The sequence below is a fragment of the Streptomyces sp. GbtcB6 genome, from assembly GCF_019091475.1.
In the GTDB taxonomy this organism is placed as follows: Bacteria; Actinomycetota; Actinomycetes; order Streptomycetales; family Streptomycetaceae; genus Streptomyces; species Streptomyces hyaluromycini.
The window spans coordinates 209,863-231,207 of the sequence record NZ_JAGXJL010000002.1 but is presented as its reverse complement, the minus strand read 5'-3'; the positions used below and the strand labels follow the sequence as shown (position 1 = coordinate 231,207).

Genomic DNA, 21,345 nt, shown 5'->3' with positions numbered 1-21,345 from the left:
GGGGGAATCGGCGCTCACCCCGTTCCGCCGGCGGCCAGCACGGCCCGCCTGGTCAGCACCCGTGCGAGGTGCTCCCGGTACTCGGGCGAGGCCGACAGGTCCTGGGAGGGCCGAGTGCCCTCGGCGGCGGCCTCGGCGGCCCGGGCCACGGCCTGCGGGCCGTCGGCACCGGACAGCGCCTGCTCGGCCGCGGTGGCCCGCAGCGGGGTGGAGCCCATGTTGGTGAGCCCGATGCGCGCCTCGGCGATGTGCCCGTCGGCGCGCCGCACCAGCGCGGCGACCCCGACGATCGCCCAGGCCTGCGCGACCCGCTGGAACTTCTCGTAGTGGAAGCCCCAGCCGTCGGTCTTCGGGATCCGCACCTCCACCAGCAGTTCGTCGGGGGCGAGCGCCGACTGCAGGTAGTCCACGAAGAACTCCCGGGCCGGGATCACGCGCCGGCCGCCCGGGCCCGCGACGACCAGTTCGGCGTCGAGGGCGAGCGCCACGGCGGGCAGGTCCCCGGCCGGGTCGGCGTGCGCGAGGGAGCCGCCGAGGGTGCCCCGGTGCCGTACGGCGGGGTCGGCCACGGTGGCCGTGGCCTCCGCCAGCAGCCCGGCGTGCCGCCGTACCAACGGGTCGCGGATGACGTCGTGGTGCGTGGTGAGCGCGCCGATGACGAGCGTGCCGCCGTCCTCGCGCACCCCGCGCAGCTCCGGGATCCGGCCGACGTCCACGACCAGCTCCGGGAAGGCGAGCCGCAGCCGCAGCAGCGGCAGCAGGCTCTGCCCGCCGGCCAGCACCTTCGCCTCCTCGCCGGCGTCGGCGAGCGTGCGCACCGCCTCGCCGACGCTCGTCGGGCGGGCGTACTCGAATGCCGGGGGAATCATGCCGACGCCTCCTTCACCGCTCGCCACACCCGCTCGGGGGTGCACGGCATCCGTACGTCCGTCACGCCCAGCGGACGCAGCGCGTCCACCACGGCGTTGACCACCGCGGGCGTCGACGCGATCGTCCCGGCCTCGCCGACCCCCTTCACCCCCATGGCGTTCGAGGCCGCCGGGGTCTCCGTCCGGTCGGTGACGAAGTCCGGCAGGTCGGCCGCCGACGGCACGAGATAGTCGGCCATGGTCCCGGAGACGAGGTTGCCCTCGTCGTCGTAGACGGCCTCCTCGTACAGCGCCTGCGCGATGCCCTGCGCGAGACCGCCGTGCACCTGGCCCTCGACGATCATCGGGTTGACGACATGGCCGACGTCGTCCACGCAGACGTACGACCTGATCCGGGTCCGCCCGGTCTCCGTGTCGACCTCGACCGCGCACAGGTGGGTGCCGTGCGGGTAGGAGAAGTTCTCCGGGTCGACCACCGTCTCGGCGTTGATGGACGGTTCCACGCCGTCGGGCAGGTCGTGGCCGGTGAACGTCTCGAAGGCGATCTCCTGGATGGTCTTCCGCGCCTCCGGCGAGCCCTTCACGGCGAACACGCCGTCCGTGAAATCCAGGTCCTGCTCGCTGGCCTCCAGCAGGTGCGCGGCGACCTTCCGCGCCTTCTCGACCACCTTCGTCGCCGCCCGGTGCACGGCCTCGCCGCCGACGGACAGCGACCGCGAGCCGTAGGTGTCCATGCCCTGCGGAGAGGACCGGGTGTCGCCGTGCACCACCTCGACGTCCTCGAACGGCACGCCGAGCACGTCGGCCGCGATCTGGCTCCAGCAGGTCTCGTGACCCTGCCCGTGCGGACTGGTGCCGGTCACCACCTCGACCTTGCCGGTGGGCAGCATGCGGATGCTCGCCGCCTCCCAGCCGCCGGCCGCGTACCTGAGGTCGCGCAGCACCCGGCTCGGCGCCAGCCCGCACATCTCGGTGTACGTCGACACGCCGATGCCGAGGCGCACGGTGTCGCCGCGTTCGTTGCGCTGCTGCTGCTCGGCGCGCAGCTCGTCGTACCCGAACAGGGCGAGGGCCTTCTCGGTGGCCGCCTCGTAGTTGCCGGTGTCGTACGTCAGCCCGGCGATCGAGGTGTACGGGAACTCCTCGTGCCGGATCCAGTTCCGGCGCCGCAACTCCACGGGATCCAGGCCGAGTTCGGCGGCCAGCTCGTCCATGATCCGCTCGATGGCGAAGGTCGCCTCGGGGCGTCCGGCGCCGCGGTAGGCGTCGGTGGGGGTGCGGGTGGTGAAGACGCCGGTGCAGTTGAACTCGTACGCGTCCATCTTGTAGATCGCCGGGTACATGAAGGCGCCGAGGATCGGGATGCCGGGGGTGACCAGCATCAGGTAGGCGCCCATGTCGGCGGTCAGGTCCACCTTCAGGCCGAGCAGCCTGCCCTCGCGGGTGGCGGCGACCTCGATGTCCTGGATCATGCCGCGGCCGTGGTGGGTGGCGAGGTAGCCCTCGGAGCGGGACTCCGTCCACTTCACCGGGCGGCCGAGCCTGCGGGCGACGGCGAGCGCGACGGCCTCCTCGCCGTACACCTGGAGCTTGGAGCCGAAGCCGCCGCCCACGTCCGGGGCGATCACCCGGAGCTTGTGCTCGGGGATGCCGGTGACGGTCGCCAGCATGATCCGCAGGATGTGCGGGATCTGGGTCGCCGAGTAGACGGTGTACTCGCCGGAGGCGGCGATCGGGGTGACCACGACCGCGCGCGGCTCCATGGCGTTGGGGATCAGCCGCTGCTGGTGGTAGCGGCGCTTGAGCGTCACGTCGGCGCGCTGCCGTGCGGACTCGAAGCTCTCGCCGGTGGCCAGCGGCCAGGTGTAGCAGCGGTTGGTGCCCTTGTCGGAGTGGACGAGCGGGGCGTCGTCGGCCAGCGCGGCCTCCAGGTCGAGGACCGGGGGCAGCGGGTCGTACTCGACCTCGACCGCCTCCAGCGCGTCGGCGGCGGCGTACCGGTCGCGGGCCACCACGACGGCCACCGGGTCGCCGGCGTGCCGGACCTCGTCGACGGCGATCGGCGGGTGGTCGGGCAGCACGATGTCCTCGGTCACCGGCCAGGCGCAGGGGAGCGAGCCCAGGCCTTCGGCGAGGTCGGCGCCGGTGAACGCGGCGATGACCCCGGGGCGTTCGAGGGCGGGGGAGACGTCGACGCGGCTGAGGCGGGCGTGCGCCATCGGGCTGCGCAGGACGGCCAGGTGGAGCAGTCCGGCGACCTGGATGTTGTCGGTCCAGTTGGTCTGGCCGGTGATCAGCCGGGCGTCCTCCTTGCGCAGCCGGGAGCGGCCGATCTCGTGTGCTGCGGCTTTCACGGCCTGGTCGGTCATGCCGTGGCCTCCTCGGGTACCTGTTGCCCGGAGGCGGCGAGCACCGCGCGGACGATGTTCTGGTAGCCGGTGCACCGGCACAGATTGCCCTCCAGGGCCTCCCGGACCTCGTCGGAGGTGGGGTGCGGGTTCTCGCGCAGCAGATCCCGCGCGGCCATGATCATCCCGGGGGTGCAGTAGCCGCACTGCAGTGCGTGCCACTCGTGGAACGCGTGCTGGAGCGCCGTCCATTCCCCGTCCTCGGCCAGTCCCTGGACGGTGGTCACCGTGCCGCCGTCCGCCTGTACGGCCAGTACCGAGCAGCTCTTGACGGTCGCCCCGTCCAGGTCGACCGTGCACGCGCCGCAGTTCGAGGTGTCGCAGCCGATCGGGGTGCCGGTCAGGCCCAGAACGTCGCGCAGGTAGTGGGCCAGCAGCAGACGGGGTGCCACCTCGTCCTCGTAGGGCGTGCCGTCCACCGTCACCTTGATGTGGGTCATGTGGCCTCCAGACCGTGCGGGCAGGAGCGAGGGAAAACGGGGTGTATGAGTCATATGGGCGTGATGTAGGTAACTCTATGACCGCGCCTTGGAGGCGGCGAGCGCTGCGGCAGGGCTTTTGTTGAGCGTTAATCCATTGCCGCCGCCCGGGCCGTCCTGCTGCACTGCTCCTCACCCGACGTCACCGAGAGAGGACCACCGATGCGCGCTGCGTGCATGTCCACCGAGGAAGGAATCCCACCCATGCCGAAGGACATCACGCCCAGTGCATCTGCTCAATCTCGGAATTCTCGCGCATGTCGACGCAGGTAAGACCAGTCTGACCGAACGGCTGCTGCACACCGCCGGCGTCATCGACGAGCTCGGCAGCGTCGACGACGGCAGTACCACGACCGACTCGCTGGCCCTGGAACGGCAGCGCGGCATCACCATCAAGTCCGCCGTCGTGTCGTTCCCCCTCGACGGCGTCACCGTCAACCTCATCGACACCCCCGGGCACCCGGACTTCAACGCCGAGGTGGAGCGGATCCACCCAAAGGGATCAGAGGCGCCGCTGATCAGACAAGTCCGCGGCCCGCGGGGGCCTGGAGCCGGTCGTCGGCTGGCCTGATTCTCGGGCCGTCACGGATACCCGCAGCATGGAAAAGACCCGAACGCCGTCGTTTCGCGGAGGCGAACCGCGATGACTCTGCCCGTACACCACCGGCCCGGCCATCTCATGGAACGAGCGGTCCTCCCCTCCCCGGGCTGGGTCGAGCCGATCGCCGCCGTGTTCGACGACCTCTTCCAGCGGATGAGCCGGTTCCTGGAGCAGGCCGCCGGTGTCGCGCCCTCCTTCAGGGCCTTCTCGCCCCTCGGCCGCGTTCAGCACCCGCGCCTGCCCGGCGAAGTGTTCCACCTTCCCCGGCGGCACACCTTCCAGCCACTTCGCCGTCGGCCCCAGCAGCTCCAGCCTGTCCAGGCAGGCCGGATGCTCGCGCAAGTACGACACTGACGGCGCCTTCGCCAGCCGCTTCAGCCCGTCGTACCGGCTGCGCGACCCGGTCACCACCCGCAGCAGCCCGAGGATACGTTCGGTGTTCACGCTGTCGACAACATCGCCAAGACCAGCGGGGTGATCCGGGACGCACTCGAACACGGCCTCCGGATCTGGGGCATAGCCGATACCCCGCTCCTACCGGGAACTTGAAGCCACCCTGCCGAGCTGGTCCAGGACCTGACAGGCCTGGGCGATGCCGTCCTCGGCTTCCAGGGCCCGGCCGAGCCGGCGCGCGGTCTCGGTGTAGGGGGCATGCCGGGTGAGGGCGTGCAGGCGATGGACGAGGGCGGCAACGGTGAGCTTACGGATCGGCAGAGGCGCGGGCCCCGCGCCGAGTTCGTGCACCCGTGCGGCCCAGTAGGGCTGGTCTCCGAAGAACGGGCAGATCAGGGAGGGTCTTCCGGCGCGCAGTGCTGAGGCCGTCGTGCCGGCTCCGCCGTGGTGGACGACAGCGGCCATCCTGGGAAACAGCCAGTCGTGGGGGGTGTCGCCGACCACGAGGATGTCGTCCTCGCTGGTGGCCGGGTCCCCCGGCAGCACTCCACGCAGGTTCGCCCGACGCAGGGCCGTCCGTACGAGGGCGTCGGTCGCCTCGGGGTCGCCGGTTCTCATGCTGCCGAATCCGACGTAGACGGGCGGGGGGCCGTCGGACAGGAAGGCAAGCAGTCGCCGCGGGGGGTTCCACAGCGGCCGATCATGGTGCCAGAAGCCGGTGACGTGGACGTTCGGTCCCCAGTCGAACGGCCGCGGCACGGCAGTGGGGCTGAACGCACACAGCACGGGGGCTTGCCGAACCTGCCGGAAGGGGGCCGACAAGGAGAGCGCTGGGAGGCCCAGGCTCTCCCGGCGCCATGCGTTGACGAACCGCCGGAACACCATCCAGGACCCGAGGTCGACGGCACCGAAACTGAGCCGGTTGCCCACGCCACCCAGCATCCGGGCAGCCGGCGCAAACGGGTGCGGAAAGACCTTCGTGGGCTGGCTCGGCTGGAAGTGAATGACGGCGTGCGGGACCTGGAGGTACTGGCTCAGGTGAAGACCGAGGAAGCTGAAGGTTGGTGCCAGAACCAGGTCAGCTCCCTTCGCGCCGACCTGCGTCTCCTCAAGCATCGACATCATGCGGGGTCGTAGGACCCGGTCCATACGACGGATGAACGCCACCGGATTCCTTCGTCCGGCGAGGAGTTCCTGCCCCTCGGCCGACTCGATGATCTCCACCGGGTCGACCGGAAGGGGATGAAGATCCAGGCCCGCCTCGGCGATCAGATGCCGATAGCGGAGGCTGGCCAGGATCCTCACCGTGTCGCCCCGACGGAGCAGTGCTCGCCCCAGTGCCAGGCAGGGCTGGACGTCGCCGCGGGATCCCGCGGCGAAAATCACCACTGTCCGCATGAAATCACTCCCCGATCGACTTCATGACCGACGGCCAGATGCTGTGCAACTCCGCCTGCCAGTACGGCCAGGAATGCGTCCCCGGCGTGTACAGATGCGTCGTGACGTCGACGCCCTCAGAGCGGAGCGACCGCGCGAATCTTTCGATCTGCCCCCACAGGGGTGCCTCGCCCAGCACGCTCACCAGCACAACATCGGAGGGGCGTCCCGTGTCCAGCGGTCCGGGCTGGCCGCTGCCCGCGGAGAGATGGACGTGCATTCCGCGGAAGGCACGCGGCATTGCAGCAGGGGTGTGGGCGTGCCAGACTTCGTCGTTCTTCACCGGGTCGCCCCAGACATCTTTGATGTCGATCCCCTCGTTCCCGGTACCAAGGGCGAGTTCCAGGCGCACGGCAGGGTCGTTCAGATCCACGTAAGAGCTCATTGAGGCCACGTAACGGAACATCCCCCGGTTGTGCGCCGCGTAGTTGAGTGCGCCGAAGCCTCCCATGGACAGTCCCACGACGGCTCGTGAGTGGCTCGCACGGAACTTCTCCTCCATGAGCCGCACGAGTTCGCGGGTGTGAAAGGTTTCCCAGCGGGGAGCACCGGCGAACCAGTCACTGTAGTAACCATTCCTTCCGGCGTCCGGCATGACGACCAGCACGTCAGAGTCTTTCGCCAACGCTTCCACGTCTGTCTCGCGTGTCCAGGACGTGTAGTCGTCGTCGCCGCCGTGGAACAAGTAGACAACTGGAAAGGTGGTTGTCGGCTTTTCTCTCCAGTGCGCGGGAAGAATGACGCGGACCGGGATGGACATTCCCATCGCCGGAGAACTGACCATGAGATCGCGCATCCGGTTGTCAATGACCTTCACGTCAGTGACACGAGCCTCCGCATGGTGAGGCCGGGGCGAGGCGTCCGGTTTCCACTCGGCCGCGTGCGCCTCGGTCGAGAGAAGAGCCGCGGCGAGCCAGAGACAGACCAGATTTCTTTTCGCGTACTTCAGAAAGTGACCCGCACATGCGGGAGCATGACGAAATGCGTTGATCACCACCAGCAGACACCCCGTTCCACGGAGGGCAAAGGTCCGTACAGCCGTACAGCCGAGCAGCGTTCGCGGGGTACCGGGCTCGGCGTCACCCGCTCGCAGGCCGTGCTCTGGTGGGCGAAAAGCGGCTCTGGTGGGTGAAAAGTGGTTGCGCCTGTTCCACGGGGAGCCCCGCGGAACAGGCGTGGTGCGCCGATCATCGGGGGGGCCACCCCATAGCCCGGGTGACGTGCTGCACGATGGTCTGGACGTGCGGGGGGTCGATGACGGACAGATGGTCGCCGTCGACCGGGACGATCTCGAGGGTGTGGCACAGGGCCGCCCACCCGAGGTCGGTGTCCTGCCGGAGGTAGCGCGGGTCCAAAGCGGCGGTGAGCTGTTGCGGTTGCTTGGCGCGATAGAGCACTACGTGGCCCTCCTGGGGGCGGGGGACATACCGTTCGCCCACGCGGGCGTCGATGTACGAGGTCCGTTGGTGCTCCATAATCCCTGGGCTCATGTCGAGTCCTGCCTCGGCGACCAGACGCATGACAACGTCGATCCGCTGATCGTCCGGGGTGGCCGCCAGCTCTTCGTAGGGCAAGTCGAGGCGGTGTCCGTACGTCTTCTCGATGTATTCGGCGAAACGACCGAAACGCTCGAGCAGGAACTCCCGTGATTCCGGTTGCGGCAGGACGGGGGGCAGGATGGTGTCGATCAGCCCGAGAAACTCGATGTCCTGTCCTTCTTCCCTCAGTTGAAGCGCCACTTCGTAGGCGAGGCATCCTCCGAAAGACCAGCCGAGCAGGTGGTAGGGCCCTTCCGGTTGGATGTCACGGATGAGTGTGCGGTAGCGGGCCGCCTTCTCCTCCATGGTGCTCAGCCGGTCGACGCGTTCCAGGCCGTACACGGGCTGTTCGGCCGGCAGCAGCCCCGTCAGTGGCAGGTAGACGGAGGTCGGGCCACCGGCGGGGTGGAAGGTGAACAGCGGGGGCCGTTCCGACCCGGGGAGTGGGGGGCGCAGGGTGGTGAGTGCCGACCTGCCGGTTCGGTTGACGACGGGCCGGATCAGTTCGGCGACGGCTGCGACGGTGCGCTGGGCGAGGACGGCGTCGGCCGTCAGGCTCAACTCGGTGTCGTCACCGAGGCGCCGGCGAATGACGTCCACCATGGCCGCGGCGGCGGCCTGGTCTCCGCCGGCGGTGGTGAAGTCCTCCCGGATGTCCCTCGGCCCTTGCCGCAGGACTTCGGCCCAGGAGCTCGCGACCAGCCGCTCCGCAGTGTCCCTGGGGCCGAGGAAGCTCGGCAGCGTGAGTGTGGACGGCTCGGCCCGGCGAGTGTCCTCGGGCGCCGTGGGCTGGGAACCGGCCGTCGGCTCCGTGGCGTCCAGTCCAAGTTGTTCGAGCACCGCGCGACCGATTTCACGCAGGCTGGCGCCGCGCAGCAGTCGGGGGGCGGGCACGTCGATGCCGAAGTCCTGGCGGATCGTGTTCTGGATGCGTACCGCCACCAGGGAGTCCAGGCCCAGGTCGGTCAGCGGGACCGTCTCGCTGAGTTCGGCGGCCGCGAATCCCATGACGGCCGCCGTTATCCTGACCAGGCGTGCGTACACCTTGTCTGCGGCGGAGCTGCCCAGAGCCCCGATGCCCTGGGGGCCGACCCAGTCGTCGGCACTGGGTGAACCGATCTCGAGGACGTCGGAGAAGAAAGGAATGGCGGACAGTCCGGGGAACGCCGCCAGCACGCGCTCCGTGTCGAGGTGGACGACGCCCACGTGCGCGCAGTTGAGGGTGACGAGTGCCTGCAGGACGTCCATTCCCTCGCTCATCTGGATGGGCTCCAGCGCCAGCACCTGGTTCCCGGTCGTCATGCCGACGTTCTCCCAGGGGCCCCAGGCGATGGAGGTCGCGGGCAGGCCGCTGGCTCTGCGGTGGTGGGCCACGGCGTCGAGCCAGGCGTTGGCGGCCGCGTAGGCGGACTGTCCGGGTGAGCCGAGCAGTGCCGCGGCGGAACTGTAGATCACCCACCAGTCCAGATCGTGGTCGGCGATAGCCGCCTCGAGGTTCCGGGCTCCTACGGCCTTCGGCCGCAGCACCGTGTCGATGTCCGCCGGTTCCAGGTCGGTGATCATGCTGTCGTGCAGGACGCCGGCACAGTGCGCGATGCCGCGCAGGGTGTGGCCGTCGGCGAGCGCGGCACGCACCAGGTTCGCGGCCACGTCGAGGTCCGCGATGTCCCCTTGTACCACGGCGACGGATGTCCCACGTTCCTGCAGTTCGGCCAGGACGGCCTGGGCCTCGGGTCCCGGGGCACGGCGTCCGTTGAGGACGATGCGCCCGGCACCCTGCTCGGCGAGCCGGCTCGCTGTAGCCAGGCCCAGCCCCGTCAGGCCCCCGGTGATGATGTACGCGCCGTCGGGACGGGTGAAGGCCACGGTGTCGTTGCGCTGTGCGCTGAGGTCGGCCCGGGCCAGACGCGCGGTGAGGCGTGTGCCGGCCCTCCAGGCGATCTCGTCCGCGTCGCTGCCCGCGAGGAGTTCGCGGGCGAGGTCGTCGACCGCTCCGGGCTGATTGTCGATGTCTACCAGCGAGGCCCGCAGCTGAGGGTGTTCGAGCGCGAGGACCCGGACGAGTCCACGCAGGCAGGCGAGAGACGGCGCCCCGGGTTCCCCGGACCCCGTCGCCTGCGCCAGCACGGTGGCCATCCACAGGCGTGGCGGCTGCCGGTGCGTTGCGCCGGCCAGGCGGCGCGCCAACCGTGCCGCCCTGTGCAGTGACCGCATGTCGTCGTCGCGTTCGTCCTGCTGGAAGAACAGGACTACGGCGCTCTGGCCGTCCTGCGGGCTCTCCAGCCAGGCGTCAAGTACGTTGTCGCAGGCGTCGTCCCGGGCATCGGTCGCCGTGACGTCGGTACCGCCGGCTTCCAGGGCTGCCACGAGCGAGGCCGTGGCGCCGCCCGCGGTGTCCGGTTCGTCGCTGATGAGCAGGGCACGCTGCAGACGCCTCGACGGCAGGGGAACGGTGGACTTCTCCCACTGGATGTCGTACGTGCACGTCTCGAGGGACCGTGGCACTTCGCGCCGCTCGACGGGCCGCAGCTGAACGAACCGGGCGACGATCTCGCTCGTGTCGCCCCGGGCAGAAACATGCCACTGGCCGACGTCCGGGCCTGTCGGGCCGGCGCCGTCGGCGGGCGTGCGGCTGATGTCATAGCCGGGGTCAAGGACGCCCGGCCCCTTGATGAGCAGGGACCGTACGCCGACCGGGACGGTGTGTGCGGCGGCTTCGACGGCGCGGTCGCCGACCGGTGGTGTGTCCTCGGCGCCCTGCGCCTCCAGCATGGCGGTCAGGACATGTGCGTAGGACGGCCGGTGCGGGGACAGGGGGTCCTTGGGGATGAAGTGCTGGGCAGGCGTCGGCTTCGTTTCCGGCTCGGGGTGCGGCTCGCCCTGGGGTTCCGGGGCGCGGGTGACACGGGCCGAGGCGTAGCAATGCCAAACGGTCTCGGCGCCACGGGCGTGGAGGGTGATGGTTCCGTGTGTGCCGGAGTCCGGTTCCCACACCGTGGTCAGGGGGGTGCTGCTGGAGATGGCGAGCCACCGGTGGATCTGCAGGTCCTCGATGCCGAGGTGGGTGATGCCCTCACGGGCCCACAGGTCCAGGCCGGCTTCGATCATCAGCTCCGCGGCCTCGGCGAGGGTCAGCACCGCTCTGCCGTGGACCGTGCCGCGAGTGCCGTGCCAGCTCGTGCCGACTTCTCCCTGCCACAGCACCGCGCCGGTTCTCGGGTCGTCGGTGCGCACCCCCAGCAGGGGATGGCCGCCGGCTTCGGTCGATCGGGTGGGGCGGGGGAACCAGAACTGTTCATGCCGCCACGCGGGCGTGGGCAGTGCGGTGCGCGCACCGGCGGGCCACAGCCCAGGGTTCAGCGGGACGCCGGCGAAGTGCAGCCGCGCCAGCGCGACTCGTACCTGGACGGTGTCGTCGGTGTTCTTGCGGAGGGTCGGGAGGACCAGCGCCTGGTCCCCCGCCGGGGTGGCGTCGAGGCTCTCCGCGAGGGGGACGACGACGATGGGGTGGGGCGAGATCTCCAGGAACAGGGTGTGGCCGTCCTCGGCTGCCGCTGTCACCGCCTGTTGCAGAAGCACTGGGCGGCGGGCGTTGGCGCACCAGTAGCTCGTATCGGCTGCCGCGCCTGCGCGGGGATCATCAAGGACTGTGCTGTACCAGGGTGTGGCGGGTGGTCGCGGGCACAGGTCGGCAAGATCCTCGCTCAGTGGCGCCAGGATGGGATCGACCAAGGCTGTGTGGGCGGCTCCGTCCAGCTCTAGCAGTCGGGCGAGCCGGTCCTGATCGGTCAGCTCGTCCACCAGGTCGCGCACCGCTTGGGCCGGGCCGGCCACCGTGCAGCGTTGGGGCGAGGAGTGAACGGCGACCTCGACACCGGGAAAGCGGCTGAGAACGGTCGCCCGGGACTCCACGGGCAGCTCCACCGCGGCCATCGCGCCGGCCCGGCCGGCTTCGAGGATGGCGAGGTGGGCCGACCGGCGGACGATGACGCGCACTCCGTCTCGGTCGTCGAGAGCACCGGCGACCACGGCGGCTGCGACCTCGCCCATCGAGTGTCCGATGACGGCGGCGGGTTCCACGCCATGGGCCTGCATGGTCCGCGCCAGGGCCAGCTGGATTCCGAAGATCAACGGCTGGATCCGGTCCGCTGTCTTGGTCAAATCGGACATGAGCATGTCGGTCAGGGAGGAGCCCGTCTCCCTGAGGAAGTGCGTATCGAGCGCGGACACCTGGGCGGCGAAGACGGCATCGTCGGTCAACAGGCGCCGCCCCATGCCTTCCCACTGTGAGCCGTAACCGGAGAAGACGAAGACCGGTCGCTGCGCTGTGAACGACTGCGCCGCTCGTGCGTCGGTGCACGCGGCCACCACGCCGGGGACCATCTCCCCCTGGGCCAGCGCGGCCAGCCCGGCAGCCGCGTCGGAGTGGGTCCGCGCGACGACGGCGGCGCAGGACGGGCCACGGCGGTGCGAGGCGAGCGTGTGGGCGATGTCGGTGAGGGCGGGCGCGTCGTCGGCTGCCACCCATCGCGACAGACTCGCGGCCGCGTCCGCGAGCCGGTCCGAGGAACGGGCTGACACCACCAGGATGTGCGGGCGGCCGGCCTCTTCGTCGTCGGCCCGCGTGGCATGCGCGCCGGTCGGGCACGCCTGCTCGAGTACGGCGTGGGCGTTCGTACCGCCGAAGCCGAAGGCCGACACACCGGCGCGCGCCGGACGGTTGCCGGCGGTGGGCCATGCGGTCGGTTCGGTGACCACACGCAGGCCCAGCTCGGTGAAGTCGATGTGTGGGTTGGGGCAGTGGAAGTGCAAGCTGGCCGGGATACGGCCGTGATGCAGGGCCAGCGCGGTCTTGATCAGGCCGATAATGCCGGCCGCGCCTTCGAGGTGGCCCAGATTGCTCTTGACCGATCCGATCAGCAGTGGCTGGTCGGGCTGCCTGTCACGTCCGACGACCGCTCCGAGGGCGGTCCCCTCGATGGGGTCTCCCAGCAGGGTGCCGGTCCCGTGCGCCTCGACGTAATCGACGTCGGCCGCGTGGATGCGTGCGTCGCGCAGGGCGTCCCGCAGCAGCGCTTCCTGCGCCGCCGGGTTGGGTGCCATAAGACCCGCCGAGCGGCCGTCCTGGTTCACGGCGGTGCCCCTGATGACGGCGAGCACCCTGTCGCCGTCGCGCCGGGCGTCGGCGAGCCGCTTGAGCACGACGACGCCGCAGCCCTCACTGCGGGTGAATCCGTCCGCCGCGGCGTCGAAGGGTTTGCACCTGCCGTCCGCGGCCAGTGCGCCGGCCTGGTCGAGGGAGGCCGTGACCGCCAGGGACAGAAGGAGATTGACTCCTGCGGCCAGTGCCGTGTCGCACTCCCCGCTGCGCAGGCTGCGGCAAGCCAGGTGCACGGCCACGAGGGACGACGAACAGGCGGTGTCGACGGTGATGCTGGGGCCCCGCAGGTCGAGCAGATAAGACACGCGGTTGGCGGCGATGCTGCCGGCGGCTCCGGTGCTGGTCCACGCGGTCAGTCGCGCGGGGTCCGAGGTGGTCAGATGCCCGTATTCGAGGGCGCTCAGGCCGACGAAGACCCCGGTGGATGTGCTCTGCAGGGCGGGGGCAGGTACGCCCGCGTGGTCCAGCGCCTCGCAGACGACTTCGAGCAGCAGCCGTTGCTGGGGATCCATGACTTCGGCCTCGTGGGGCGTGATGCCGAAGAACTTGGCGTCGAACCCCTCGATGTCGTCGAGAAAGCCACCCCACTGTGTGGTGGATTCCATGAGGGCGGTGACCTCGGGCGCCGTGCCGGCGAAGTTCGGCCAGCGTTTCTCGGGCACCCGGCCGACCGTGTCCGTTCCCGCCATCAGCTGGTCCCAGAACGCGTCCGGCCCGTGTACGTTGCCGGGCAGACGGCACCCGATGCCGACGACGGCGATGGCACCGTCGTCGGTGCGGGCGACGGCGGCCTCCTCATCGGGCGTACGGGGCTGCCGGTCCGACTGCGCGGCGTCGGTCTGGCCGGCGTTCGTCAGGGCGGCAACGAGTTGTCCGATGGTGGGGTACTCCCACAGCAGCGTGGCGGACAGTGATCGGTCCAGGATCTTCTCCAGTTCGCCGGTCAGTCCGACGGCGTCGCGGGAGGTGAGGCCGTACTCCGCCAGAGGACGGCCGTCGTCGAGTTGTTCCGGCGAGATGCCGCTGATGTCCGAGACCAGCCGCACCAGTGCGTTCCGCAGCTCGCCAGCGCCCGATCCGGAGCGGCCGTCTGCGATGGAGGTGGTGGCCTCGGCGTTGTCCTCGACCGGGTCCTGGTGTCCGCCTGGCTGGTTCATACGTCGCCGGTCTCTCTCTGTACGTGCGTGTCGGAGGTCCAGGCACCCCGGAGGTAATGCTCACGGCAGGCGCTGCGGGCGACCTTCCCGCTGGTGGTGTGGGGTACGGTGCCGGGCTGGGCGAGGACGAAGTCGTGCATCGCGATGGCGTGACCGGCGGACACCGCCACGCGTACCGCGCGTGTCACCTCGTCCCGGACCCTGTGGGGTTCCGTGAGGTCACGGACATGCTCGGCTACGACGACCAGGCGTTCTCCGTCGTCGGTGGGAACGGAGAATGCCGCGGTGTGATGACGGCGGATCGCCGGGTTGGCGTTCTCGACGGTGTGCTCGATGTCCTGCGGATAGTGATTGGTCCCGTCGATGATCACGAGATCCTTTAGGCGACCGGTGATGTAGAGGTGGTTTTCGTGCCACACCCCGAGATCTCCCGTGCGCAACCAGTGCTGCGTCTCCGCGCCCGGGTTGTCGCCGTGGAGGGTGGCGCGGAAGGTCGCCTCGCTCTGTTCCGGGCTTCCCCAGTAGCCGCGTCCGACGTTGGGGCCGCGCAGCCAGATCTCGCCCACACGCCCGTCCTCCAGCCGGACGAGGCCGACCGGGTCGACGACGGTGGCCTCCTGGTCGGTGGGCCGCCCGCAGCCGACCAGACGGCTCACGGCCTGTGCCTCGGTGCCCTCGGCCGGCCGGGCGGTGCCGGCCGCCAGCGCGTCGCGGTCGAAGGAGGTGACGGTCGGTTCCTCACCGGCCGGTGAGGCAGACACGAACACGGTCGCCTCGGCCAGCCCATAGGACGGACGCATCGCCGTGGGGACCGCGCCGACTGGGGCGAAAGCCTGCTGGAACCGTTGGAGCGTCTGCTCGGCGATGGGTTCACTGCCGTTGACCATGGCGGCGACCGACCCCAGCGACAGCGTTGCGCGATCCTCGTCGGTGACGCGGCGCACACAGTAGTCGTACGCGAAGTTGGGGGCGGCGGTGAGCGCACCCGGGTGTTCGCTGAGCAGCCGCAGCCAGCGGACGGGCTGCTGGACGAAGGCCAGCGGATCCATGAACACGGAGTGGACCTTGCCGACGACGGGAAGCACGATCGCCAGCACGAGCCCCATGTCGTGGTACAGGGGAAGCCAGCCGACGGTGCAGTTGCGCCCGGCTCGGATGCCGTACGCCTTCAGCGCCTGGCGTGCGTTGGCGCAGACGTTGGCGTGGGTGATCTCCACGCCGGACGGCATGCGGGTGGAGCCCGAGGTGTACTGCAGGTAGGCGCACTCCTCGGGGCGTGGATGAGAATGCTCACCGTCCGCTGGTTCGGCCCATGCCGCCCAACCCGAGAGCAGGTCCTCCTCGGTGACCACACGCACGCGGAGGCCGTCCTGGTTGGCGCAGAACTTTTCTGCGGCCTGAAGCGAGTCGGGGCTGGTGAGGGCGAGCACCGGGTCGGCGTCGGCGAGCGCAGCGGCCAGTTTCTCCGCATGGCCCGGCAGAGTCGGGGGGAACAGGGGAACGGCGATCGCACCGGCGCACGTGACCGCGAGGAAGCCGACGATGTAGTCCAGGTTCTGCGGCCCCACGAGGGCCACCCGCTCGCCGACCGCACCGCCGCGACGCAGGACCGACGCGAGGGTACGGACCCTCTTCTCCAGTTGGCGCCATGTCAGAGAGGCGGAGGCTCCTTCGCGATCGGTGCTGAAGTCCACGAAAGTGAACGCATTTTCGGCGGGGGCCCGCTCCGCAGCCCGAGTGAGATGATGACTGATCGTGTCTTCCATGGTTTTCCGCATGAAGTCACCGAACCTTCGTTCACGACAGACAGCGGGGCTTCTCGGCCGTCAGCCATTCCGGAGAATTGACGACAGACATCGCTGCCCGTCATCCATCTCCCATGCATGGTGGCAGTGCTGGTGATCAGTAAAACGTATAGGCATACCGTGGGACGCAACGCCACGCCGGGAGTCCTGCCAGGCCGACCTGCAGGAAAGCGAGCGGCGCTTCCCGCACACCGGATGCCGTAATCAGAGCGCCCCGGAGTCGCGCCTGCCATGCCCACGGGGCAGAGTACGAAGAAGGGCGCGCGGAACGTGGCGGCCACTTACCGCCGTCGGTGCTACTCAAGGCAGGTACCGTGAGTCGACTGCGTGTCCTCGCCATCCTCGTGGCCGTGCTGCTGCCGTCCTTCATGACCGCCCTGGACAACACCGTCGTCAATGTGGCACTGCCTCAGATTCAGGCCGAACTCGCATTGAGCGAGGCCGACCTCAAATGGGTGGCGGCCATTTACCCTCTCACCCTCGCGAGCCTTCTGCTGCTGGGCGGGCATCTGGCGGACACCGTCGGGCGGCGTGCGACGCTGTCGCTCGGTGTCGCACTCTTCACCGTCGCATCGGTCGGGTGCAGTGCGGCGCCCTCCGGGATGGCGTTGATCGCCTGCCGGGGGCTGCAGGGAGCGGGCGCTGCGCTGATCCTGCCAGCCTCACTGGCGGTCCAGTCGCATGATCTGCCGCCCCGCGTGCGCAATGCCGCCTTCAGCGCCACCACTGCGGCGTTGGCGTCCGCGCTGGCCTGCGGCCCTGTGGTCTCCGGTGTCATGACACAACACTTGGGCTGGGAGTCCGTGTTTGCCATGAACGCGCCACTGGGTTGCGCCAGTCTCCTCGTCGGCTTCCTCATCCCCCGGCCCGGACCCTCGACCCGTGCCGCGTCCCCGGCCTCGGCCTCGGCCACGCTCTCGCTCCGCGTCGTCGCGTTGGCCTGTTGCTCGCTGGCGGCCCTTGCCTACTGCCTGATCGAAGGGCCTGAACAAGGCTTCGACGCCCTTCCCGTCGCCACGTCAGGGGGAGTCGTCGTCGCATCGGCCGCCGGCCTGTCCTACGAACTGACATCGCGCCGGAACACCGTGCTGCGACTCCTCTTCCGGCAACGCCCTTTCGTCGGCGGAATCATTACTCAACTGCTGTGGGGCCTGAGCGTAAGCGGAGTCTATTTCTTTACGTCCCGGTTTCTGCAGAACGGCCTCGGTCTCGCCCCGACACCGTCCGGGCTGACATTCATGCCCGTGGCCCTTTCCGTGATCGTCGCCACCCCTTTCATTGCGCGTATGGCGCGCCGCTGGGGAGACGGCCGGATCTCTGCTGCGGGTCTGCTCCTGGTCGGCCTTGGGTTGCTGATGGTCGCGCTGGGCAGTTCGGGAGGGAAGCTCGTCGATATTCTGCCCGGGCTTTCAGCTCTCGGTTTCGGCTCCGCGCTGGCCGCTCCAGTGACCACCCGCGCTCTGGAATCCTCACCGAATCACCTTTCCGGAATCGCGGCCGGATTGTTCAGTGCCGCCCGTGAGGCGTCCGGAGTCGTCGGAATCGGCCTGGTGGGCGCCATCGTGTCGTTCGTGGAACATGCCGCAGCCGCCGCCGGGGCCGATGACTCGGGTGCCTTTCTCTCCGGCTACCAAGCCGGTCTGTGTTTCGCTTCGGCGCTGGTCGCGGCAGGAGCTCCCGTCGCGTTGTGGGCGCTGCGCCACCGCAGGAGCACACCGGAAGGCGACAGGGGCGCGTCCGCATGCACCTCGAAGCCAGGGCCGTGACGCAGCCCGGCTTTCCGATACAGGGTGCGGTCCGCCCTGGGGCGAACCGCGCCGGGATCGGCCGGAGTCTCCATCAGACCCGGAGCGGTTCGCCGAGGGGACGCTCGCGGTCCTGGAAGGTGCGGTACCCGCGGCCCGGGTGCACGGACTGGAGCAGCGGCTGCCGGGGCTGACCCGTGGCGAGCGCGAGCTGGAGACCGTCTTCGACCACTACGCCGCGGTGCTGCGGGGGCCGGTCCCGGAGCGGCCGCGCACCGACCACAACCCGCTGAGCCGCAAGGAGTACCTGTTGAACGTGGCGGGCCGAGTGACCGGCTGAGGGAACCGGTACGAAACTTACTCGTGAGTCAGAAGTATTGACTGTGTCCGGAAACCACCGGACTGTAATGGGCATGACGAATATCCGGGCACGGCTGATCGTTGTCCTGGTTGTCCTCTGCGGATTCCTCGCGGTGGCGGGCACCCCGTCCGCCACCGCAGCCACCCCGTCCGGCTCCCTCTCGTTCGACGGCACCGCGCTCACCGTGCAGAACGGCCGTTTCATCGACGGCCAGGGCCGTGAGGTCGTACTGCGCGGCTACAACGTCTCCGGCGAGACCAAGCTGGAGGAGAACAGCGGCCTGCCCTTCGCCTCGGTCGCCGACGCGAAGAAGTCCGCCACCGCGGTGCGCGCCCTCGGCGGCGGCAACGCCGTGCGCTTCCTGCTCTCCTGGGCGCACGCCGAACCCGTCCAGGGCCAGGTCGACACCACCTACCTGGCCAACGTGACCGCGCAGATGCAGGCGTTCCTCGACGCCGGCATCCGCGTCTTCCCCGACTTCCACCAGGACCTGTACTCCCGCTACCTGTTCAACTCGGGCAGCTGGTACACGGGCGACGGCGCCCCCGAATGGGCGGTGGCGCTGGGGAACTACCCGGCCGAGTCCTGCGGCATCTGCTTCCTCTGGGGCCAGAACATCACCCAGAACGCGGCTGTCCAGAAGGGCCAGTACGACTTCTGGCACAACAACTACGGCCTCCAGGACGCCTTCCTGGCCACGGCCCAGACCACCATGACCTACCTGGCCCAGCACCTGACGTCCGACGAGTTCGCCGGCGTGGTCGGCTTCGACCCGTACAACGAGCCGTACGCCGGCTCCTACGACTCCGGCGAGGCCTCCCGCACCTGGGAGCAGAACCGGCTGTGGCCCTTCTACCAGAAGTTCCGGGCTCGGATGGACGCGGCCGGCTGGAGCAGCAAGCCCGCCCTCGTCGAACCGAACCTCTACTGGAACGGCAACGTCTCCAAGGAGGAGGGCGGCCTGCTGGACACGGGCACGCTCGGCTCGCGTTACGTCTTCAACACCCACTTCTACGACCAGAAAGCGATCTCCGGCATCCTGATGTGGGGCAACGCCTCCGACGGCCAGTACTCCACCGACTTCGGCACCATCCGGGACCGGGCGTCGGCAGCCGGGACGACGGCGATCGTCAGCGAGTTCGGGCATCCGCTGGCCGGCTCGACCGCCGGCAAGGCGCCGACCGTCGACAAGGCGATGTACCAGGCCCTCGACTCCCGTCTCTCCGGGGCGAACTGGTGGTCCACACCGGCCTCCTCGGGTCCGGTCCTCTCCGGTACCCAGTGGCAGTGGGACATCTACAACGGCCGCCACCACGAGCTGATGAACGACAACCCGGACAAGGTCCTCACCTCGGGTGACGCCTGGAACGACGAGGACCTCTCGGCAGTCAACATGACCGACTCGGGCACCGTGACGCTCCGTCAGGACGCCCGGTTGCTCGACCGGATCTACCCGTCCGCCACCTCCGGCTCCACCCTCGCCTTCACCTACGAGGACCGTTCCCGGGACGGCTCCACGACCCTGACCTGGAACCCGGTGCCCAGCTCGCTGCCGAACGTGGCCGCGCTGGTCGGCTCCGGGCAGTACGCCGTCCAGGTCTGGCGCTCCAGCAGCGCCACCGCACCGACCGAACTCCACCTTCCGGTCTCCTTCCCGACCGCGTCCACCACCGTCGTCTCCGACCTGGGCACGGCCTACGCGCCCCCGGCGTACACGTCCTCGACCCCGGTCGGCGTGGCGGCGGAACCGGGTGGGACGGGCAGCCGCCGACTGCTGCTCACCGACTCGGACTCCGGCGTGCTGCACTTCGCGCTGGTGACCAACGGGGCGACCTCGCCCAGCTCCACCGTGCTCAACGCGGCCAAGGCGGAGCTGGCCGCCTGGGTGGCTGCGAAGTTCTGAGCAGTGCTTCGGCCTCCGGGGTGCGCCGCACCCCGGAGGCCGAATGTTTCATGACGATCGGTCAACTTCCGGACGCACCCGCCCAGTCGGCCTGCACATGGCCGAGCCGGACGCGCTGCGGATGGTCGCCGACCGGGACCGAGGTCACCTTCTGGCCGGTGCCGAAGTCGATGGCCGTCACCTGGTCGGCGCCCGCCTCGGAGATGATGCAGTCCTTGCCGTCGCCGCTCACCGTCGCCCAGTACGGGGTGGACGCGGTGACGAGCGGGCCCTCCTGGAGGGTGGCCCGGTCGACGATGGTGGCGTAGTTGTCCATCGTCCCGGCGACGCACAGCTTGGTGCCGTCCGGCTTCATCGAGATGCCGTGGTGGCGCGAGTCGAGGAGCCAGGTGGTGCGGTCGGTGCTGGTCGCCGGGTTCGCCGGCAGCGTCTTCACCCGGGTGATCTTGTCGGTGGCGATGTCGTACTCCAGGAAGCCGTTGAAGAACGACACCTGGAAGTACATCTTGGACCAGTCGGGCGTGAAGGCCGCGGGCCGGACCGCGTCCGAGAAGTCCGTCAGGCCGATCGCGTCCAGCCGGTCCCGCATGTCGATGATCTTGACCTGCTTGTAGGTGGTGGCGTCCGCGACGGTGATGTGCCGGTCGCCCTTCGTCCAGTCCCAGACCGGGTCGTCGAGCGAGGTGGTGACCTCGCCGATCGCCATGTTCCAGATGTACTTGCCGTCGGGGCTGAAGACGTTCTCGTGCGGCTTGTCACCGGTGGCGAACTCGCCCAGTTCCTTACCGGTGTTGATGTCCAGCACCTGCACCTTGTTCGCCGTGGACGCCGAAACCGCGACCTTCGTGCCGTCGGGGGAGACGGCCATGTGGTCGGCGCGGTAACCGGCCACCGGGAAGCGCCAGTTGATCGTGTCGGTGGCGAGGTCGATGGAGACGACGTCGGCGAAGCTCGGGCGGGAGACGACCACGGACTTCCCGTCCGGCGTGGAGTACATGTCGTCCACGTACTGGTCGTGGCCCTGGCCGACCTCGTTGCGGATCGACGTGTAGTAGATCCACTTGATGGGGTCGGCGTTGATCTCGGCGATCCGCTGGTCCTTGTCGGGGATGACGTTGATCTGGCCGACCTTGGCGAAGTCGCCGGTCGAGTTCAGGACGGTCGCGGTGCCGTCCCAGTTGTTGCCGACGAACAGCACCTCGCGCAGGGACGCGTCGGCCGCGGCGGTGGCGGCGGTCGCGGGCGCGGCGACGGTCAGGACGAGGGCGGCGGCCACGGAGCAAAGGTGCCTGGGTCTGAAGGCAGGCATGACTGCTCTCTTCTCTGAGGGGGGTGGAGACGCGCGCGTGCGCGTGGTGACGGGGTCACGGAATCTGAACACGGGCGCGTTCAAAGTGAACTTACTGAAAAGTAAGGAGGGGGTGGCTGACTCCACAAGAGGCGTACGCGAGAAAATTGGCCATCGGGCGGTCGACGGAGGGGGCAATC

Annotated in this window: 11 protein-coding genes and 2 pseudogenes; 5 read left to right on the top strand and 8 right to left on the bottom strand. The window is 69.4% G+C overall.

Going from position 1 to position 21,345, the window contains the following annotated elements:
- Positions 1-14 precede the first annotated feature (14 nt).
- The 3 genes from KVT45_RS03940 to KVT45_RS03930 are packed head-to-tail and all read right to left on the bottom strand — an operon-like array spanning position 15 to position 3,717.
- The gene (locus KVT45_RS03940) at positions 15-869 is read right to left on the bottom strand and encodes a xanthine dehydrogenase family protein subunit M (protein WP_217545048.1); all 855 of its coding nucleotides are present in this window, start codon (positions 867-869) and stop codon (positions 15-17) included.
- Complete coding sequence (locus tag KVT45_RS03935) at positions 866-3,238, bottom strand: xanthine dehydrogenase family protein molybdopterin-binding subunit (protein WP_217545047.1); 2,373 nt, start codon at positions 3,236-3,238, stop codon at positions 866-868. Before KVT45_RS03935 ends, KVT45_RS03940 begins: the two co-directional genes overlap by 4 nt.
- Complete coding sequence (locus KVT45_RS03930) at positions 3,235-3,717, bottom strand: (2Fe-2S)-binding protein (RefSeq protein WP_217545046.1); 483 nt, start codon at positions 3,715-3,717, stop codon at positions 3,235-3,237. Before KVT45_RS03930 ends, KVT45_RS03935 begins: the two co-directional genes overlap by 4 nt.
- Before the next feature lie 265 nt (positions 3,718-3,982).
- On the opposite strand from KVT45_RS03930, the pseudogene KVT45_RS03925 reads away from it, so the two are divergent.
- Positions 3,983-4,246, top strand: a pseudogene (locus KVT45_RS03925) (GTP-binding protein); the annotation flags it as partial.
- Positions 4,247-4,399: 153 nt separating this feature from the next.
- Entirely contained in the window at positions 4,400-4,711 is a 312-nt protein-coding gene (locus tag KVT45_RS03920) for a hypothetical protein (RefSeq protein ID WP_089103473.1), read from the top strand.
- Between the two features lie 180 nt (positions 4,712-4,891).
- On the opposite strand, the gene KVT45_RS03915 is transcribed toward KVT45_RS03920, so the two are convergent.
- From KVT45_RS03915 to KVT45_RS03900, 4 genes are all read right to left on the bottom strand, one after another.
- Positions 4,892-6,148, bottom strand: coding sequence for a glycosyltransferase (locus tag KVT45_RS03915; protein ID WP_217545045.1), 1,257 nt, complete (start codon positions 6,146-6,148; stop codon positions 4,892-4,894).
- Positions 6,149-6,152: 4 nt separating this feature from the next.
- Positions 6,153-7,184: an alpha/beta hydrolase family protein gene (locus tag KVT45_RS03910; protein WP_145968953.1), complete on the bottom strand. Its 1,032-nt coding sequence runs from the start codon at positions 7,182-7,184 to the stop codon at positions 6,153-6,155.
- A gap of 190 nt (positions 7,185-7,374) precedes the next feature.
- Positions 7,375-14,043: a type I polyketide synthase gene (locus KVT45_RS03905; RefSeq protein ID WP_217545044.1), complete on the bottom strand. Its 6,669-nt coding sequence runs from the start codon at positions 14,041-14,043 to the stop codon at positions 7,375-7,377.
- Positions 14,040-15,809 carry a fatty acyl-AMP ligase gene (locus KVT45_RS03900; RefSeq protein WP_217545043.1) on the bottom strand — a complete coding sequence of 590 codons (1,770 nt, stop codon included), beginning with the start codon at positions 15,807-15,809 and terminating at the stop codon, positions 14,040-14,042. Before KVT45_RS03900 ends, KVT45_RS03905 begins: the two co-directional genes overlap by 4 nt.
- 353 nt (positions 15,810-16,162) lie before the next feature.
- On the opposite strand from KVT45_RS03900, the gene KVT45_RS03895 reads away from it, so the two are divergent.
- The 3 genes and pseudogenes from KVT45_RS03895 (at position 16,163) to KVT45_RS03885 (ending at position 19,857) form a co-directional block, all read left to right on the top strand.
- Positions 16,163-17,614, top strand: coding sequence for an MFS transporter (locus KVT45_RS03895; protein ID WP_217545042.1), 1,452 nt, complete (start codon positions 16,163-16,165; stop codon positions 17,612-17,614).
- A gap of 97 nt (positions 17,615-17,711) precedes the next feature.
- Positions 17,712-17,933: pseudogene (locus tag KVT45_RS03890) on the top strand (GTP-binding protein); the annotation flags it as partial.
- A gap of 67 nt (positions 17,934-18,000) precedes the next feature.
- Positions 18,001-19,857, top strand: coding sequence for a cellulase family glycosylhydrolase (locus KVT45_RS03885; RefSeq protein WP_217545041.1), 1,857 nt, complete (start codon positions 18,001-18,003; stop codon positions 19,855-19,857).
- A 61-nt stretch (positions 19,858-19,918) separates the two neighbouring features.
- On the opposite strand, the gene KVT45_RS03880 is transcribed toward KVT45_RS03885, so the two are convergent.
- Positions 19,919-21,166 (bottom strand): YncE family protein, encoded by a 1,248-nt coding sequence (locus tag KVT45_RS03880; RefSeq protein ID WP_217545040.1) that lies wholly within the window; start codon positions 21,164-21,166, stop codon positions 19,919-19,921.
- Between the last annotated feature and the right edge of the window lie 179 nt (positions 21,167-21,345).

Excerpts from the sequence above, each read along its gene's own strand:
- KVT45_RS03935 (WP_217545047.1), bottom strand. The coding sequence starts at position 3,238 with ATGACCGACCAGGCCGTGAAAGCCGCAGCACACGAGATCGGCCGCTCC.
- KVT45_RS03930 (WP_217545046.1), bottom strand. The coding sequence starts at position 3,717 with ATGACCCACATCAAGGTGACGGTGGACGGCACGCCCTACGAGGACGAG.
- KVT45_RS03905 (WP_217545044.1), bottom strand. The coding sequence starts at position 14,043 with ATGAACCAGCCAGGCGGACACCAGGACCCGGTCGAGGACAACGCCGAG.
- KVT45_RS03900 (WP_217545043.1), bottom strand. The coding sequence starts at position 15,809 with ATGGAAGACACGATCAGTCATCATCTCACTCGGGCTGCGGAGCGGGCC.
- KVT45_RS03915 (WP_217545045.1), bottom strand. The coding sequence starts at position 6,148 with ATGCGGACAGTGGTGATTTTCGCCGCGGGATCCCGCGGCGACGTCCAG.
- KVT45_RS03880 (WP_217545040.1), bottom strand. The coding sequence starts at position 21,166 with ATGCCTGCCTTCAGACCCAGGCACCTTTGCTCCGTGGCCGCCGCCCTC.
- KVT45_RS03920 (WP_089103473.1), top strand. The coding sequence starts at position 4,400 with ATGACTCTGCCCGTACACCACCGGCCCGGCCATCTCATGGAACGAGCG.
- KVT45_RS03940 (WP_217545048.1), bottom strand. The coding sequence starts at position 869 with ATGATTCCCCCGGCATTCGAGTACGCCCGCCCGACGAGCGTCGGCGAG.
- KVT45_RS03885 (WP_217545041.1), top strand. The coding sequence starts at position 18,001 with ATGGGCATGACGAATATCCGGGCACGGCTGATCGTTGTCCTGGTTGTC.